The organism is Streptomyces sp. NPDC046862, assembly GCF_040704615.1.
GTDB lineage: Bacteria > Actinomycetota > Actinomycetes > Streptomycetales > Streptomycetaceae > Streptomyces.
Genome location: NZ_JBEYXP010000107.1, coordinates 1 through 14,531, shown reverse-complemented (window position 1 = coordinate 14,531; position 14,531 = coordinate 1). Strand labels below are relative to the sequence as shown.

Annotated in this window: 16 protein-coding genes; 8 read left to right on the top strand and 8 right to left on the bottom strand. The window is 71.7% G+C overall.

What is annotated here, in order from left to right; translation table 11 throughout:
• Positions 1-133: 133 nt before the first annotated feature.
• From AB0959_RS52290 to AB0959_RS52260, 7 genes are all read left to right on the top strand, one after another.
• Entirely contained in the window at positions 134-415 is a 282-nt protein-coding gene (locus tag AB0959_RS52290) for a metal-sensitive transcriptional regulator (protein WP_366834087.1), read from the top strand.
• A gap of 290 nt (positions 416-705) precedes the next feature.
• Entirely contained in the window at positions 706-1,104 is a 399-nt protein-coding gene (locus tag AB0959_RS52285; protein WP_366834086.1) for a BlaI/MecI/CopY family transcriptional regulator, read from the top strand.
• On the top strand, positions 1,101-2,066 hold the full coding sequence (locus AB0959_RS52280) for a M56 family metallopeptidase (RefSeq protein WP_366834085.1): 966 nt from the start codon (positions 1,101-1,103) through the stop codon (positions 2,064-2,066). Before AB0959_RS52285 ends, AB0959_RS52280 begins: the two co-directional genes overlap by 4 nt.
• Before the next feature lie 133 nt (positions 2,067-2,199).
• A complete protein-coding gene (locus AB0959_RS52275) occupies positions 2,200-2,676 on the top strand; it encodes a GNAT family N-acetyltransferase (RefSeq protein WP_366834084.1) in 477 nt (158 codons plus the stop codon).
• 191 nt (positions 2,677-2,867) lie between these two features.
• Positions 2,868-3,734, top strand: a complete 867-nt coding sequence (locus tag AB0959_RS52270) for a class I SAM-dependent methyltransferase (RefSeq protein ID WP_366834083.1) — start codon at positions 2,868-2,870, stop codon at positions 3,732-3,734.
• 100 nt (positions 3,735-3,834) lie between these two features.
• The gene (locus AB0959_RS52265) at positions 3,835-4,893 is read left to right on the top strand and encodes a LuxR C-terminal-related transcriptional regulator (protein WP_366834082.1); all 1,059 of its coding nucleotides are present in this window, start codon (positions 3,835-3,837) and stop codon (positions 4,891-4,893) included.
• Between the two features lie 45 nt (positions 4,894-4,938).
• Complete coding sequence (locus AB0959_RS52260) at positions 4,939-5,406, top strand: transcriptional repressor (protein ID WP_366834081.1); 468 nt, start codon at positions 4,939-4,941, stop codon at positions 5,404-5,406.
• A gap of 66 nt (positions 5,407-5,472) precedes the next feature.
• On the opposite strand, the gene AB0959_RS52255 is transcribed toward AB0959_RS52260, so the two are convergent.
• The 6 genes from AB0959_RS52255 to asnB all read right to left on the bottom strand — a co-directional run bounded on the left by AB0959_RS52255 (position 5,473) and on the right by asnB (position 12,662).
• Positions 5,473-5,670, bottom strand: coding sequence for a hypothetical protein (locus AB0959_RS52255; RefSeq protein WP_366834080.1), 198 nt, complete (start codon positions 5,668-5,670; stop codon positions 5,473-5,475).
• Between the two features lie 227 nt (positions 5,671-5,897).
• Positions 5,898-7,232 carry a D-inositol-3-phosphate glycosyltransferase gene (gene mshA / locus AB0959_RS52250; RefSeq protein WP_366834088.1) on the bottom strand — a complete coding sequence of 445 codons (1,335 nt, stop codon included), beginning with the start codon at positions 7,230-7,232 and terminating at the stop codon, positions 5,898-5,900.
• Positions 7,233-7,388: 156 nt separating this feature from the next.
• The gene (locus AB0959_RS52245; RefSeq protein ID WP_366834079.1) at positions 7,389-8,945 is read right to left on the bottom strand and encodes a class I tRNA ligase family protein; all 1,557 of its coding nucleotides are present in this window, start codon (positions 8,943-8,945) and stop codon (positions 7,389-7,391) included.
• A 43-nt stretch (positions 8,946-8,988) separates the two neighbouring features.
• Positions 8,989-9,738: an SDR family oxidoreductase gene (locus AB0959_RS52240; protein WP_366834078.1), complete on the bottom strand. Its 750-nt coding sequence runs from the start codon at positions 9,736-9,738 to the stop codon at positions 8,989-8,991.
• 144 nt (positions 9,739-9,882) lie between these two features.
• Positions 9,883-10,806 carry a PrpF domain-containing protein gene (locus tag AB0959_RS52235; protein ID WP_366834077.1) on the bottom strand — a complete coding sequence of 308 codons (924 nt, stop codon included), beginning with the start codon at positions 10,804-10,806 and terminating at the stop codon, positions 9,883-9,885.
• On the bottom strand, positions 10,803-12,662 hold the full coding sequence (asnB, locus tag AB0959_RS52230) for an asparagine synthase (glutamine-hydrolyzing) (protein WP_366834076.1): 1,860 nt from the start codon (positions 12,660-12,662) through the stop codon (positions 10,803-10,805). Before asnB ends, AB0959_RS52235 begins: the two co-directional genes overlap by 4 nt.
• A 166-nt stretch (positions 12,663-12,828) precedes the next feature.
• Between asnB and AB0959_RS52225 the strand changes: the two genes are divergently transcribed.
• Positions 12,829-13,572 (top strand): PIG-L deacetylase family protein, encoded by a 744-nt coding sequence (locus tag AB0959_RS52225; RefSeq protein WP_366834075.1) that lies wholly within the window; start codon positions 12,829-12,831, stop codon positions 13,570-13,572.
• 12 nt (positions 13,573-13,584) lie between these two features.
• Here the strand turns inward: AB0959_RS52225 and AB0959_RS52220 are convergent, their stop codons facing one another.
• Both AB0959_RS52220 and AB0959_RS52215 read right to left on the bottom strand, forming a co-directional pair.
• On the bottom strand, positions 13,585-14,304 hold the full coding sequence (locus AB0959_RS52220; RefSeq protein ID WP_366834074.1) for a maleylpyruvate isomerase family mycothiol-dependent enzyme: 720 nt from the start codon (positions 14,302-14,304) through the stop codon (positions 13,585-13,587).
• A gap of 20 nt (positions 14,305-14,324) precedes the next feature.
• Positions 14,325-14,531, bottom strand: a 207-nt coding sequence (locus AB0959_RS52215; RefSeq protein ID WP_366834073.1) for an adenosylhomocysteinase, incomplete at its 5' end; no start/stop codon positions are given.

Here is a 14,531-nt window from a genome sequence, read left to right as displayed (position 1 = left end):
CTCGCCGCCACCGGACTCCTCAACCCCATGATCGCCGGAGCCGCCATGGCCTTCTCCTCCGTCTTCGTCGTCGGCAACTCCCTACGCCTGCGCCGATTCCAGGCGGCGGGCGAGTGAGGGCGAGGCAGCGACCATGGCTGGTTACCAGAACCACAAGGACGATGTCGTCAGGCGACTGAGGCGTATCGAGGGGCAGGTGCGGGGCATCCAGCGGATGGTGGAGGAGGACACGTACTGCATTGACGTCCTCACCCAGATCTCCGCCGTGAACGCCGCGTTGCAGTCCTGCGCCGTGACCCTCCTCGACGAGCATCTCAACTGCTGTGTCACCGAGGCGATCGTGCAGGGCGGCGAGCAGGCGAGGGCCAAGGTCGACGAGGCGTCCAGGGCCATCGCCCGGCTCATCAGGACATGACGCGACCGCGGAACTCAGCCGCCCCTGTGTGACGGGCAGTCACCGGACAGCCGGAGGCTCAGGCGCAGACACAGCCCGAGTACCCGGCGGAGCACCACCAGCTCCGCCGCTCCCGGTCCGCATGCCGTCGCGCAGGGGCGGCTCGTTCCCCGGAGGGCGATCTCGTGTATCGGTTTCATGCGACCCAAGGTACCCGTAGGGGGTATCTGGTAGGCGTGGTCCGTACGATATGACGCGTCCCGCACAAGAAGGCAGGGGACAGGCCGAGGAAGGCATGAGGAGGGGGAGGAATGCGGCGGCTCGGGGATCTTGAAGCCGAGATCATGGACCGGTTATGGCGCTGGGGGAGGCCGGCCACGGTCCGTGAGGTCGTCGACGACATCAACCGCGCCCGGCCCGTGGCGTACACCACGGTCATGACGGTGGCGGACATCCTGTACCGCAAGGGCTGGTTGCGCCGCGAGAAATCAGGACGCGCCTGGATGTACGAACCTGAGCGCAGCCGCGAGGACTACACCGCCGGTCTGATGCGGGACGCACTCGTCTCCGCCGAGGACCGGCCGGCCGCTCTGCTGCGCTTCGTCGAGCACATGTCCGACGAGGACATGCGCGCTCTGGACGCGGCCCTGCGCACGGTGGACCGACAGGGCGGCCGGGACGGGGCGCGGGACGACCAGGGCGCCTCGTGATCGACGGACCGGCCGAACCGCTCTGGTTGCCGCTGAACCACCACGTCCTGCCGCCCCTCGCGGTGGTCCTGGCCGCCGGTGTCCTCGTCCCGCTGCTGCTGAGTCGCGCCCGCTGGCCGTCTCAGGCGCCGCGGTTCGCGGTGGTCGCCTGGTGCGGTCTCGCCGTCGTCTTCACGCTGTCATCGGCGGTCGCGCTGACGCAGTTCCTGATGCCGTCGGGAAGCGGTCACCGGCTGCCCGCTCTGCTCGCCGCCTGTCTGCCGGGCACGGGTGCCCCCTGGCCTTCGGCGGCGGACCTGGCCGGGCTGTCGCCCGCCGAGGCGGGCGCGCTGGCGGCGGGCGCCCTGGTCCCGCTCGTACCCCTCGTCGCCTGGGTGCGCGCACTGCTCGGCGCACGCCGCCGCCGGGCCGGTCACGCGGAGGTGCTGCGGCTGACGGGCAGGCGGCAGCCCCGGCTCGACGCCACACTGCTGGAGCACGAGACCCCGGTCGTCTACTGCCTGCCGGGCCGCTCCCCTCAAGTCGTGGTCAGCTCCGGAGCGTTGAAGGTGCTGACCGACGAACAGCTGACGGCGGTGCTGGCGCACGAGCGTGCGCACATCAGCGGCCGGCATCACCTGCTGGTCGCCGCGGCCGAAGCGTGCGGGTCCGTCTACCGGTGGCTGCCGCTGGGCGGTGAGGCCCGCAGGCAGATGCGGTTGCTCCTGGAGATGGCCGCCGACGACCGGGCCCTGCGCCGGTGCTCGCGCGACGCGCTGGCGACCGCGCTGTACGTGATGGCCTCCGGGCAGGCGCCGTCCGCCTCGTTCGCGGCGGGAGGGCCGTCCGCCGTGCTGCGGGTGCGGCGCATCCTCGCCCCGCACACCGCCGGCCATCCGGTGCTGCGTGGACTGTTCGCGGCCGCCGCCGCCGTGGGGGCGCTCGTGCCGCTGCTCATCGCGTGTTGTTCGATTCCCGGATAACCCTGAAAACTACGGTCCAACTTAGGAAATTAGTAGTTGTCATTTCTTTGCCTTGAAATGGCAATTCGGCGGTACTGTGGGGCCGTTGGGGTGTCAGGGCTGTCGCTGTCCCCCTCGGGGAGGTACGGAAAAGATGCACCCTGTGGAGGTGCGGCCGGCGGCTCTCGCCGAAGGTCCCACGATATCCCGGCTGCTCGCCGAGGTGATCCGTGAGAGCTACACGTCGCTGCTGGGGGAAACGACGACACGGCGCCTGGTCAATACCAATTGCTCGCTCACGCGTATCAACGCGGAAATAGCAATTCCCGGCGGCGCTCCCGGCTGGCTCGGCTGGCTGGTCGCCACCGACACCGGTGGCCGCATTCTGGGCGCGGTCGCGGGAGGTGTCCCGACCCACGGGGAAGGCGAGTTGTACGTACTGTGCACCGTGCCGGACCGGAGGCGTGAGAAGGTCGGCTCCGCTCTGCTGGTGGCGACCACCGAGCGGATGCTGCTCCACGGGGCCGCACGCCAGTCGGTGAGTCTGCAGGCCGAGGCCGACCCCGCCCTTCCCTTCTACGCCGCGCACGGATTCACCGGCACGGGACAGCGCCTGCGCCGCCCTCTGTGAAGCCCGGCGGCTGAAGCCCCCGGCGGCTGAAGTCCTCGGTGGCGTGTTCGCGCGTTGGCGTGGATGTGCAGCGGCCTCGGCTGGCCCGGGACTTCCCGCCCGGGACACGATGGTGACCGACGGCGCGCCCCGGCGGCACGGGGCACGTCGAGTCCTGACGGCAGGGACCGGTCGAGCCACCTGGAGGAGCGATGCACACACAGACCGGTGCGCCGGTGGCGCCCGCGCTCGACCCGGTCCCGCCGTCTCGGCCCCTTCCCTCCTTGCCTGCCCCGGCCTTCCCCGCCCGCCTGCCGGGCCTCGAGTCGGTGTCGCCGCACTCGGAGGACGAACTCTGGCTGCATGACACCCTGTTGGGTCCCTTCAGCGGCGACATCGTGGACTATCTGCGGCTGGCGAGGGTCACCGGTGGTCCGGTCCTGGACCTGGGCAGTGGTTACGGGCGGCTCGCCGTGCCCTTCGCCCGCCACGGTTTCACCGTCGAGGCGGTCGACCGCGACGCGCACAGTCTGCGCCGGCTGTGTGCCTGGGCCGACCGGCTCGGGCCGCGCGTGCGGCGCCGGATCACGACCCACCGCGGCGAACTCACCGCGCTGCGACTCGACCGTGACTACCAACTCGCCCTGCTCGCGGGCTCGATGATCGCGGCCGTGCCGCCATACGCCAGGCCCAGGCTGCTCCAGGAGATCGTCTCCCACCTGGGTGCCGACGGTGCGGTCGCCCTCGACTACACCGCGCACGACGCGGCGGGCCTCGCCGAACACCCGTGCCGTTCCTGGGCTTTCCAGGTACCGCGGTTCGACGGGGTCACCGAGCGGGTCGTCGCCCGGCAGGAGTTCGACCCGGCCGCCATGAGCGAGCGCGTCACCTACTGCGTGGAGCGCTCCGGCAGGTCCGGGATACGGCAGACGGTCGCCACCACCGTCAAGTGGATCGTCGACCAGGGAGACCTGACCGAGCAGCTGCACGCCGCGGGGCTGCGCATCGCCGACCTGCGCCAGCAGTGGCTGGACCGGCGGACCCGCAGCGTCCTCGTGGTGTGCCGGGCTGTTGAGTGACACGCGTCACATCGCGAATCAAGAGCGGAGAGCCACCACTGGGCCTGTGACAATGTGTGATGGGGGCAACTCGCAGAATCACAAGGGGGGTTTCTTCGCGGTGGTCAAAAGCAGTGGCGGCAACGGGGCGCAGTCCACTGAACAGGCTCTCTCCCTCTACCAGGAACTGCGTGCCCGCGGCGCTTCCAGCTTCAAAGAGGTCGCCGCCGAGATGAAGCTGGCGCAGGAGGAGCACGACCGATGTCGCGACGAACTGCTGCGCCTCGGCCTCGTCGTCCCGACGGGGCGGCAACACGCCAACCGGCTCGAGCTCCAGGAGGGCCAGACCCCCGAGGCCGAGTCCGACGCGGTGACCGTCATCGCCCCCGAGATCGCCCTGCTGCGCCTGCTGGAGCATGAGCGGAGCAGGCTGCGTGACCATCTGTACCAGGCCGACCGGTCCTACAGCGCGCTGGAGACGCTGGCCGGCAGTTACCTTCGGGCCGAGACCGTGGCCCGGGCGTCCGGAGTCGAGGTGGAGATCCTTTCCGACTACCGGCGCATCCAGCAGGTGCTCAAGGACATCTCCGACACGGTGCAGGACGGCCTCTCCTCCATGCATCCCGTGGTGCGCGGACGCGAGATCCCGGAGCGGGCCCTCAGCCGGGACCGACAGCAGATCGACCGGGGCGTCCAGGTCCGTTCCATCTTCGGTCAGCGGCTCACCGCGGTGCCCGAGGACGCGCGGTACCTGGAGCAGAAGGCCGAGATCGGCGTCCAGGTACGGCTGTCTCCCGTGGTCCCCATGAACATGATCATCGCCGACCACCAGTTCGCGGTGCTCCCGGTCGACCCGGAGGACCCCTCGGCCGGCGCCATCCTCGCCCGCGGCCCCGCCCTCGTACGTTCCTATCTCGCCCTGTTCGAGCACTGCTGGCACTCCGCGACGCCCTTCGCCTCGCCGGAGACGGGCGAGCAGGGCGGGGACGGCCTGACCGAGCAGCAGCGGGCCGCCCTGCAGATGCTGGCCTCCGGCATGAAGGACGAGAAGATCGCCCGGAGTCTCGGTGTCTCGCTCCGCACGGTCAGCCGCATGCTCTCCGAGCTGATGCAGGAGCTCGGCGCCTCCAGCCGCTTCGAGGCCGGCGTGCGTGCCACCCGGCTCGGCTGGCTCGACTGAGCCCTCCCGCTCCGCCACGGCAGTCCTGATCGGGCAAGAGGTACGATGCCCGCAAAGTTTTGGTCCGACCAGGTGGCGGCGATGATGGAACGCGAAGCGGTGGCGAGCGAGCGCGAGGCGGCGATCCAGCAGCTCCGCGACGTCGGCCTGCGGGTGACCAGTCCCCGTCTGGAGGTGCTCCAAGTGCTCGGCTCGGGGGAGCACCTGGACGTCGAGGCGCTGACGGCCAAGGCGCGGGAGCGCCTGGGGACGCTCACCAGCCAGGCCGTGTACGAAATGCTGCGCCACTTCCTGGAGACCGGCCTCGTCACGAAATTCGACCGGCCCGGCTCGACGGCGGTCTTTGAAATCGCGGGAGATCCTCACCAGCACGCCCTGTGCGTGAATTGTGGGCGGGTGGAGAACGTCGAGTACGAGAATCCGACGCCGCCGAGGAAAGGGCTGCGCGGCTGGCGCATGGACGCTGCGGAAGTCGTCTTCAAGGGCACCTGCCCGGAGTGTCGCAAGGCCTGAAAAGGCGCTCACCACAACAGGGACGGGCCCCGCGGTCAACGACCGCGGGGCCCGTCCCTGTTCGGCTCAGAAGCTGGAGGCCGCCGGGGCCGGGGAGGGCGGCGTCGGCCAGTCGTTGTCCGCCGTCACCCGGTGCGTAGGGCCCTCCTGCCCGGGCGCGGCCCCGATCGCCGCGCCTCCCGCGACGCCGGCACACAGGACGAGGGCGAGGGTGAACTGGCGGGCGGTCTTGCGGAAAGCCTGAGCGCGGGAAGGTGCGGACATGATTCCTCCAGGATGTCAATTGAGAATTTCCGTCTTTCCGTGGCCCGTGCCGCCGGGCCGTTCGGTGAAGACAACTCAATGATGTCCCGTATCAGGGCTGGAATCCATGGATCCGCACGTCGTGGATATGTCATGGCGCGGATATGTCAGCGGTCCGCTTTCGGTCGCGGATTTTCAGTACCTGAAACCGTATTTCCAATACTTTCTGGACCGTACCAGTTATTTGGTCACCTCAAAAGAGGTGCTAGACTGGGGCTGCGGTGTCCTCGTTCCTCCAGGAGGGGGCGCCCGTCGGGGCAGGGGCGTGCCGCCGCCCCTGCCCCTCCCGCCTCCCGGGCGGCCAGGGCGCCTTCGTACACCCGCAACGTCCGCTCGGCCGCGGTCCGCCAGCTCATCCCCTCGGCGTGGCGCACCGCCGCCACGCCCATGGGGGCGGCCAGTTCGGGATGGAGCGCGAACCACAACAGACGGCGCGCGTACGCCTCCGGGGCGTGTCCCCGTACGAGAAGTCCCGTCACCCCTTGCCATACGGCGGCCGGCAGACCGCCGACCGCGGCGGCCAGCACGGGCGTGCCGCAGGCCTGCGCCTCCAGCGCGACCAGGCCGAACGACTCGCTGCGCGAGGGCACCACCAGCACATCGGCGGCCCGGTACCAGTCGGCCAGTTCGGCCTGCGGCACCGGGCGTTCCCAGCGCATCACATCCAGTACGCCGAGTTCGGCGCACAGTTCGCGCAGCCCGCCCGGCGTCCGCGTACCCGCGCCGCTGAGGCCGCCCACCACCGGCACGACGAGACGTTCGCGCAACCCGGGGGCGAGGCGGAGCAGTTCGGCCACCGCGCGGACCAGCACGTCCGGTGCCTTTAGCGGTTGGATGCGGCCGGCGAACAGCGGGACGAACGCGCCGGAGGGCAGCCCGAGCCGGGCGCGTGCCGCTGCCCTTCCGTCGGCCGGGCGGAAGGTGCGGGTGTCGACGCCGGGGGTGACGATCTCGGTGCGGTGCGCGGGAGCACCGTACAGGCGCCGCAAAGCGCGGGCCTCGTCAGCGGTGTTGGCGATCAGCCGGTCGGCCGAGTCGACGACCTGGCTCTCACCGCGAACGCGCACGGGGGGCTCGGGAGTGTCGCCTTCGGCGAGGGAGGCGTTCTTGACCCGGGCGAGCGTGTGCATGGTGTGCACGAGCGGGACCTGCCAGTGGGCGGCGGCGAGAGAACCCGCCTGACCGGAGAGCCAGTAGTGCGAGTGGACCAGGTCGTACGGGCGCTCGGTCGTCGCCCGCGTCCCGGCTCCGGACCGCAGCAGGGCGAGGCCGCATTCGAGGACCAGCCCCGGCATGGCTTCCTTGGGCAGCGGACGGCGCGGACCGGCCCGCAGGTGCCGCACCCGCACCCCGGGGCCGAGGGGCACCACGGGCGGACGGTCCTCACCTCGGCACCGGGTGAACAGGTCGATGTCGACGCCGAGTTCCGCGAGGGCCCGGGAGAGTTCGACCATGTAGACGTTCATGCCGCCCGCATCCCCGGTGCCGGGCTGGTGCAGCGGCGAGGTGTGGACGCTGAGCATGGCGATGCGCAGGGACACGTGGGACTCCTGGGGTAGGGCCACGTGTCCCGTCGCCGCCATGGCTGCCGACGCACGGCCACGCGGCGATTCGTTCGCTCGGTAGGGGAGTGCCGGCGGGCGAGCCGGCCGGCGCCGTGCTCGGGAGGAGTGCGTCGTTCAGAAGCCGAAGACCGAACCCGACGGCGGCGACAGCCGCGTGCCCGGCCCCGGTGCGGCCAGCGCGTCCAGCGACACCGGACGCCCCGGCTCGATCCCGAGCGCGGCGGCGAGCCGGTCCGCGCCCTCCGGCATGACGGGGCGCGCCCACGCGGTCAGCGCGGCCGCCACGCCCAACTGCGCGACCATAGGCGGCAGATGACGCTCCGCACCGCTCGGCCTGCGCCGCTCATGGGTGTTGACGTGGCCGAAGTCGGCCGTGGAGCGCACGATCTCGTCCAGCAGGGCGACAGCGCGGCGCGGTGCGAACGCCTCCAGCCCGTAGGCCTCACGCAGCTCGTCCACCGCGCGTTCGAGACGTCGCCGCTGGATGTCCCAGCCCGTGCCGCCGGGTAACGCCTCGGGCACCACTCCGCCGCACTCCTCCCGTACCGCGGCGAACAGGCGGTTCAGCCAGGCGTTCCAGGTGGTGTCGAGGATCTCGCGCGTGCGGGCGAGCTGCTCGCGGTGGAACTCGGTGCTCCGTCCCGTGGGGCGGGCTTCGAGGACGTGGCGGCGCAGGGTGTCCGAGCCGAACTCGGTGAGCAGGTCGAGGGCCCAGGTGTCGCGTTCGTCGATGCGGTATGTCTCGTTGACGCAGAAGTCCTGGGGGAGCTTGACGCCCTGGGCGAGCAGCAGCGCGGGCAGCAGGACGGCGTGGCAGAAGGCGTGGCCGAACCCGCAGAAGTGCACGGCACGTTCGGGGAGCGGCACCTCGTCGTAGCCGTAGCCGAAAAGATGCATGGCCGCGGTCTCGAAGCAGCCGTCGATGCGCTGGTCGGCGAAGCCCTCGACGGGGACGGGGATGCCCCAGTCCCCGGGGTGGCCGACGGCGACGTCGGGCAGTCCGTCCTCGACGAGGCTCTCGCACAGCGCGGCGAGCCGGGGCGGCAGCGCGGCGGCGGCCCAGTATTCGGCGAGCGTCTCGCGGAACGGTTCCAGCGGCACGTACAGGCGGCGGCAGCGCTGCGGCTTCGCCTTCCCGCCGCACAGGGTGCACCTCGGATCGATCAGGTCGCCGCTGTCGTTCGGTCGTGCGCACTCGCGGCACATCCCGCCGCGCCCCGGCTGCGTGCAGTGCGGGCAGCCACCGGTGACGAAGGCACCGTGCAGCCAGCGACCGCAGGGCTCGCAGTAGGGCAGCAGCCGGGTGCGCGGGGCGATGACCCCGTCCGCGTGCAGGCGGCCGAACAGGTCCTGTATCCACCGGGTGTAGCCGCGGTCGCCGCGCGGCTGGACGATGCGGTCGAACTCGACGCCGGAGCGCAGCCAGTCGGCGGTGATCGCCGTGCGGAACCCCTCGGCGACCTCCTCCGGCTTGCGCCCGCCGCGCAGGGCGCGGACCTCGACGGAGTCGGCGTGGTCGGCGGTCCCGGTGGTGAGCAGGACGGCCTGACCGTCGGCCCGCAGGAACCGGGCGAGCACGTCGGCGGCGACGTAGGGGCCGGCCAGGTGGCCGATGTGGAGTTCGCCGTGGGTGGCGGGCGGGGTCGCGGTGATCCAGAGAGGGGTACTCACGGACGGGACCTCCTTTGGCGCGGAGTTCGATGCTGGGGCGGGTTCAGCGGGGCTCGAAGTGGAAGGAACGGATGAAGCAGTCGCGCGGCTGTTCCACCGCGTAGACGACGCATTCGAAGAGGGCCTGCGTGGTGAGTTTCTCGTCCGTGTCATGAGAACCGCCGTCGGGATGACCGATGTTCTCCCATTCCGCGGAGCGCGGATCCGAGGCCGAGTAGTCCGGTGGATAGAGCGAGAAGACCCGCACACCGGAGGGGCGCAGCCTGCGGGAGAGGATGTCGGCGAATCCCGCCTGGGCGCTTTTCGCCGCGTAGAAGGCCTCGTGCGCGCGCGAGTCGGTGCCGTCCCGTCCGCCGCCGCAGACCGCGACCATGTTGACGATGTCGGGCCGGCCGGAGCGCCGGAGCAACGGCAGGAAGTGCTTGACCATCAGGACCGTTCCGCCGGCCGTCGACTCGATCGTCTCGACGATCCGGTCGTCCGGAGCCTCTTCGAGGTCCATTCCGTCCAGCCAGCGGGCGCCGTTGTTGACCAGCAGGTCCACCCGGTCGGTGTGCTCGCCGACCTGACGCGCGAACTGCCGTATCTCTGCGGGCCTGCTCAGGTCGCAGCCGAAGGCGTGAATACGCTCCCGGGCCGTTCCCATCACTTCGGCCCGGGTGCGTTCCGCGGCTTCGGCCGTACGCGCCGAGACGTACACCTCGGCGCCCAGATGGGCGAAACCGATGGCGAGTGCGCGGCCGAAGTACCGGGAAGCGCCTGTCACCACCACACGAAGGTTGTCGAATTTCATTTCCTGATTTCTCCCCGGGGTCCTCAGGTGTCCTCGGTCGGGACAAACTTCGGCCCAAGTCCTTTTCTGCGAGGCGGAATTGGGTGAGACCTCACCAGGGTGGCAGAGGAACGCGGGGCACGGCCGCCCCGAGCGGCTGCGCGTTCACGCCGTGACGTGGATGCGCCACGGCAGCGGGATCCCGCGTTCGAGGACGTGCGCACGCTTGTGGTGGACCGCGACGGAGCGCAGGGAACCGGCGGCCGTGATGGCGGACACGGCCACCGGCCCGCCGGGAGTCGTGACCGCCAAGTCGCCCCGCGGGGCCAGACGGTGGGGCAGCGTGCCCGGCACCGTGGCCGCCGCCGCGAGGCAGAGCGCGCCGGTCAGGGCGAGGCCCGGGTGCCATGAGGGGACGGTGAGGGCGCGGACGGAGAGCCGGCCGGAGTCGTACGAGCCGAGAGCGGCGATCTTGGGCAGTGCGCTGTGCGGCGCGTACCCGAGGACGCGGGCGGCAGCCGCGCGCAGGGCCACGAGCCGTCGCAGCGTGGCCGGCCCGGCGGTGAAGAGGTCCCGCTCGGTGCGCAGCCCCAGCTCACGGGCGTCCACGAAGACGTAGGGGTTGCCGTAGCGGACCACGGAGACGGCCACGCCGCACAGGCGGTCCACGGGGCGGCCGGTGGGCAGCAGCGAGTCGGGCGTGGCCGGGCGCAGCAGCCGTACCGTGCGGGCGCCGTCCGGTTCGGGGACGCACTCGACGGTGTCCCCGGTCGTCAGGGCGCGCACTCTGACCGCGCCGGGCAGGCCGGACCCCACGACGCAGGCGAGCAGTGAGTGCCCGCACCCCGTACGGAAGTCGAAGCCGCCGGGCAGCGCCTGCACGAAGCGGTAGTCCAGATCGTGCGCCAGGTCTCCGGAGACGCCGTAGAGGCCGAACTTGCCGATGTGGCCGCGGCCGGTCCGCAGCAGCCACCGCCGTACGGCGGCCAGCTCGGCCCGCGAGGCCAGGGTGCCCGCGGGGAGCCGGTCGCGGTCCAGGACGAGGGTGGGGCCGGGGGCGCCCTCGGCGCGCACGACATCGGCGATCACGCCGCGCATCCGACCGGGACGCGAAGCCCCCGCACGACCTCCGTCCAGAGCTCGTGGACGGCCAGGGCCCACAGGGTGAGGGCGTCCCGGTCGGAGGGCCGCTCGAACTGCCGGGCGAGCAGCGCCTGGACCCGGTCGGGGCGCAGCCGTCCGTCGCGTGCCAGGCGTGCCGGGGAGAGCAGTTCGCACACGACGTCCACGAGCGGACCGCCGGGGGCGAGCATCGCGGTCAGGGGCAGCGTGAACGGCTGTTTGGGGCGGCTCAGCACGCTCGCGGGGAGCAGTCCCGCGCCCGCCGCGTACAGGACCCGTTTGCCGTCACGGGCGCGGGCGGGCACGGCCCGGGCGAGCCCGGCCACGGACGGCTGGCAGAACGGCAGCCGCGCCTCGACGGCCCAGGCCATGCTGAGGTGGTCGACGCGGCGCAGATGGTAGGCGGGAAGCCGCCACCGCGTCTCGAAGGACGTGAGCGCCGTGACCCGGGCCGCGTACCGGTCGCTCGGCGCGGCGCGCAGCTCGGCGAGGATCCGGTCCGCGACGGAGCCCCGGTCGGCGATGTGTGCGCGGTAGTCGGGGGTGTAGAGGCGTTCGCGCAGCAGACGGGGAGCGGCGCCGAGCGCGTCGGTGTAGGCGGTGGCCCAGTCGGTTCCGGCGGGGGCGGCCAGCGCGGTGCGTATCCGGTCGTAGCCGCCGAAGAGTTCGTCGGCGCCGTCGCCGGTGAGCGCCACGGTGAAGCCCGCCTCGCGGACGGCGCGGAACAGCGCGAAGGTGCTCAGGGCGATGGGGTCGGCGTTGGGCTGGCCGAGATGGCGCACGGTGCGGGTGAGCAGCGAGGGCAGCTCACCGGGGTCGACGGCCACATGGTGGTGCACGGTGCCGGCCCTGCGGGCCACGGCCCGCGCGTGCCGCGTCTCGGCGCCGGGCCAGCGGCCCTGGTAGCCGAGGTGGAAGGTGTGCAGCGGCGGTGCCGCGGCATCGCGCAGGGACTCGGCGGCGAGCGCCGTGACGAGGCCCGAGTCCAGGCCGCCACTGGTGATGGCGCACAGCGGGACGTCCGCGTCGGCGAGGCGGCGCACTTCGTGGGTCAGGACATCCCGGACACCGAGGTCGGGGGCGCCGGTGGCACCGTGGGCCGGACGGCTGACCGTGCTGTCGTAGGGGCGCGGGGCCCGGCGCCTGACACGCAGCCCGGACCCGCCGCCACCGGCCATCGGCCCCGCCTCCGCGACCGCTGTCGCCCCCGGCGGCAACACGCGCACGCCGCGCAGCACGGTCTCGGTGCCGAACGAGGTCTTCGTCGCCAGCACGGTGTCGAGGCTCTCCTCGGCGGGATCCGTGGGCACACCGTCGAAGGCGAGCAGCCCCGGGATCTCGGAGGCGAACCGCACCGCGCCGTCCGGTCCGCAGTGGTAGTGGACCGGCTTCATGCCCATGTCGTCGACGGCGAGGACCAGGCGGGCCCGGCCCCGGACGCGCAGGTCGAGCACGGCGACGGCGAACATGCCGTCGAGGTGTTCGGCGAAGCCGGGGCCGTACTCGGCGTAGAGAGCGGGCAGCAGGCTCCCGTCGCACCGGTCGGGGATGTGGTGCCCGCGCGCCGTCATCCGGCGGCGCAGCTCGCGGTGGTTGTAGATCTCGCCGTTCAGTACGGCGAGCACTCCGGGCATCGTGGCCGACTGGTAGGGCTGCTGTCCGCCCATCGGATCGGTGACGGCGAGACGGTCGCACCCCAGGGACCATCCGTGGCCGCTCAGCACTCCGCGCTGGTCGGGGCCGCCGTGCCGTTGCCGGGCCGACACCGCGTCCAGCTCGGGGCCGGTCGCCCCGACGGCGAAGGAGCCGAAGATCCTGCACATGCCGGTCGCCTCCGGAAATTCGGGTTCGCGCTCTGTGGTGACTCTGTTTTGTTTCGATCGCTTTTTTGAAGCTACCAATTTTTTGGATGTCGCGTAAGTGTCATGGCGTGGACGCGCCACCGGCCCCTGCTTGCCGAACCCGCCCGGCGGTCAACAGGCTTGCCCCATGGCCGACTTCGCGACGACCCCGCATCCCGACCGCGCCGCCCCGGAGAGCCTCCTCGTGGTGGCCGCCCACCCCGACGACATCGAGTTCTGCGTCAGCGGCACCGTGATGCACTGGGTGGGACAGGGCACCCGCGTGACGTACTGCATCGTCACGGACGGTGGGGCCGGCGGTTACGACGAACAGCTGCCACGCCAGGCCATGGCCGATCTGCGGCGCGCGGAGCAGGTCCACTCCGCCAAACTCAGCGGCGTACGCGACGTACGCTTCCTCGGCTACCCGGACAGCTTCGTGGAGCCCGGCGCGGACCTGCGCCGCGATCTGTGCCGGATCATCCGCCAGGTACGCCCGCAGCGCGCCGTCATCCCCAGTCCCGAGATCAACTGGAAGCGCGTCGCCGATCTCCACCCGGACCACCGGGCCGTCGGCGACGCCGCACTGCGCGCGGTCTACCCGGAGGCACGCAACCCCTTCGCCCACCCCGAACTCCTCAAAGGGGAGGGCCTCGAACCGTGGGCGGTGCCCGAGCTGTGGCTGATGACAGGGCCGACGCCCAACCAGTACGTCGACGTCACCTCCGTCTTCGACCGCAAGGTCGACGCCCTGCGCATCCACACCTCACAGACCGCCCACTTCGAGGACCTGGAGGGATTGCTCAGGGAGTGGCTCTCCGAGCACGCCAGGGCGGGGGGCCTTCCGAAGGGCCGCCTCGCCGAGGCCTTCCAGATCGTCAGCACGGCGTAGCGTGGACCATCCTCAGCGGTAGATGAGGAGTTCCTCCTCCGTCGCAGCCTTCAGCTCGTACCGCGTACCGACGAGCGGTCTGCCGGAGTAGATCCGGATGAGAACCGCCACGTCGCCGTGGAACTCTGCGGCGGGGCGGTCGGCGGTGGCGTTGCCGAGCAGCAACGGGCCGTCGTGGCCGGGCAGGCGGGCGTGCAGGCACGGTGTCTCCCGCCGCCGGCTCGCCTCCGCGAGCAGCGGCAGGGCGTAGCGCGCACTCGCCCCCTCGTACGCCCCCGGCTCGCCGAAGGCCTCGCGTACGTCTCCCGCGTGCACCCACTCGCCCAGGGCCACCGCGTCGAGCGTGTCGTCGTCGTGGGCGGCGATGCGCGGGCCGGCCTCGCTGAAGCCGCGCTCCAGCTCGTCGAGGATCCGCGGCAGCGGCCAGTCGGCGCGTTCGGCGACGTCCGCGGCGTTCGACTCCGGTGAGAACACGCCCTCTTCAAGGCGGCCCTCCACGATGCGGAGCAGCGCCGCCCCGCAGTGCGCGAGGACCTCGCGGACGGTCCAGCCGGGGCAGGCGGTGCGGAGGGAGAAGTGGTCGTGAGGGGTGGCACGCAGGATCGGCATCAGCGCGTCCCGCTCGGCTGTCAGCAGGCGGCCGGGCAGGCCGGGATCGCGTTCGTACCTCGTCGGCGTCGGCGTCGGCGTCGGCGTCGGCGTCGGTGTCCGTGTCCGTGTCCGTGTCGGCATCGGCATTCTTCCGGTGGCGATCAGTAGCGGTAGTGGTCCGGCTTGTACGGGCCCTCGACCTCGACCCCGATGTACGAGGCCTGCTCCGGACGCAGCGTCGTGAGCTTCACGCCGAGTGCGTCGAGGTGGAGGCGGGCGACCTTCTCGTCGAGGTGCTTGGGCAGCGTGTAGACGCCGGTCGGGTACGCGTCGGGCTTGGTGAACAGCTCGATCTGGGCCAGGGTCTG

What these genes read in the sequence shown, in the direction of transcription:
- AB0959_RS52290 (WP_366834087.1), top strand. Translation starts at nt 134, where the DNA reads ATGGCTGGTTACCAGAACCACAAGGACGATGTCGTCAGGCGACTGAGG.
- mshA (WP_366834088.1), bottom strand. Translation starts at nt 7,232, where the DNA reads ATGCTCAGCGTCCACACCTCGCCGCTGCACCAGCCCGGCACCGGGGAT.
- AB0959_RS52220 (WP_366834074.1), bottom strand. Translation starts at nt 14,304, where the DNA reads ATGCCGACACGGACACGGACACGGACACCGACGCCGACGCCGACGCCG.
- AB0959_RS52270 (WP_366834083.1), top strand. Translation starts at nt 2,868, where the DNA reads ATGCACACACAGACCGGTGCGCCGGTGGCGCCCGCGCTCGACCCGGTC.
- AB0959_RS52225 (WP_366834075.1), top strand. Translation starts at nt 12,829, where the DNA reads ATGGCCGACTTCGCGACGACCCCGCATCCCGACCGCGCCGCCCCGGAG.
- AB0959_RS52255 (WP_366834080.1), bottom strand. Translation starts at nt 5,670, where the DNA reads ATGTCCGCACCTTCCCGCGCTCAGGCTTTCCGCAAGACCGCCCGCCAG.
- AB0959_RS52260 (WP_366834081.1), top strand. Translation starts at nt 4,939, where the DNA reads ATGCCCGCAAAGTTTTGGTCCGACCAGGTGGCGGCGATGATGGAACGC.
- asnB (WP_366834076.1), bottom strand. Translation starts at nt 12,662, where the DNA reads ATGTGCAGGATCTTCGGCTCCTTCGCCGTCGGGGCGACCGGCCCCGAG.
- AB0959_RS52240 (WP_366834078.1), bottom strand. Translation starts at nt 9,738, where the DNA reads ATGAAATTCGACAACCTTCGTGTGGTGGTGACAGGCGCTTCCCGGTAC.
- AB0959_RS52275 (WP_366834084.1), top strand. Translation starts at nt 2,200, where the DNA reads ATGCACCCTGTGGAGGTGCGGCCGGCGGCTCTCGCCGAAGGTCCCACG.
- AB0959_RS52285 (WP_366834086.1), top strand. Translation starts at nt 706, where the DNA reads ATGCGGCGGCTCGGGGATCTTGAAGCCGAGATCATGGACCGGTTATGG.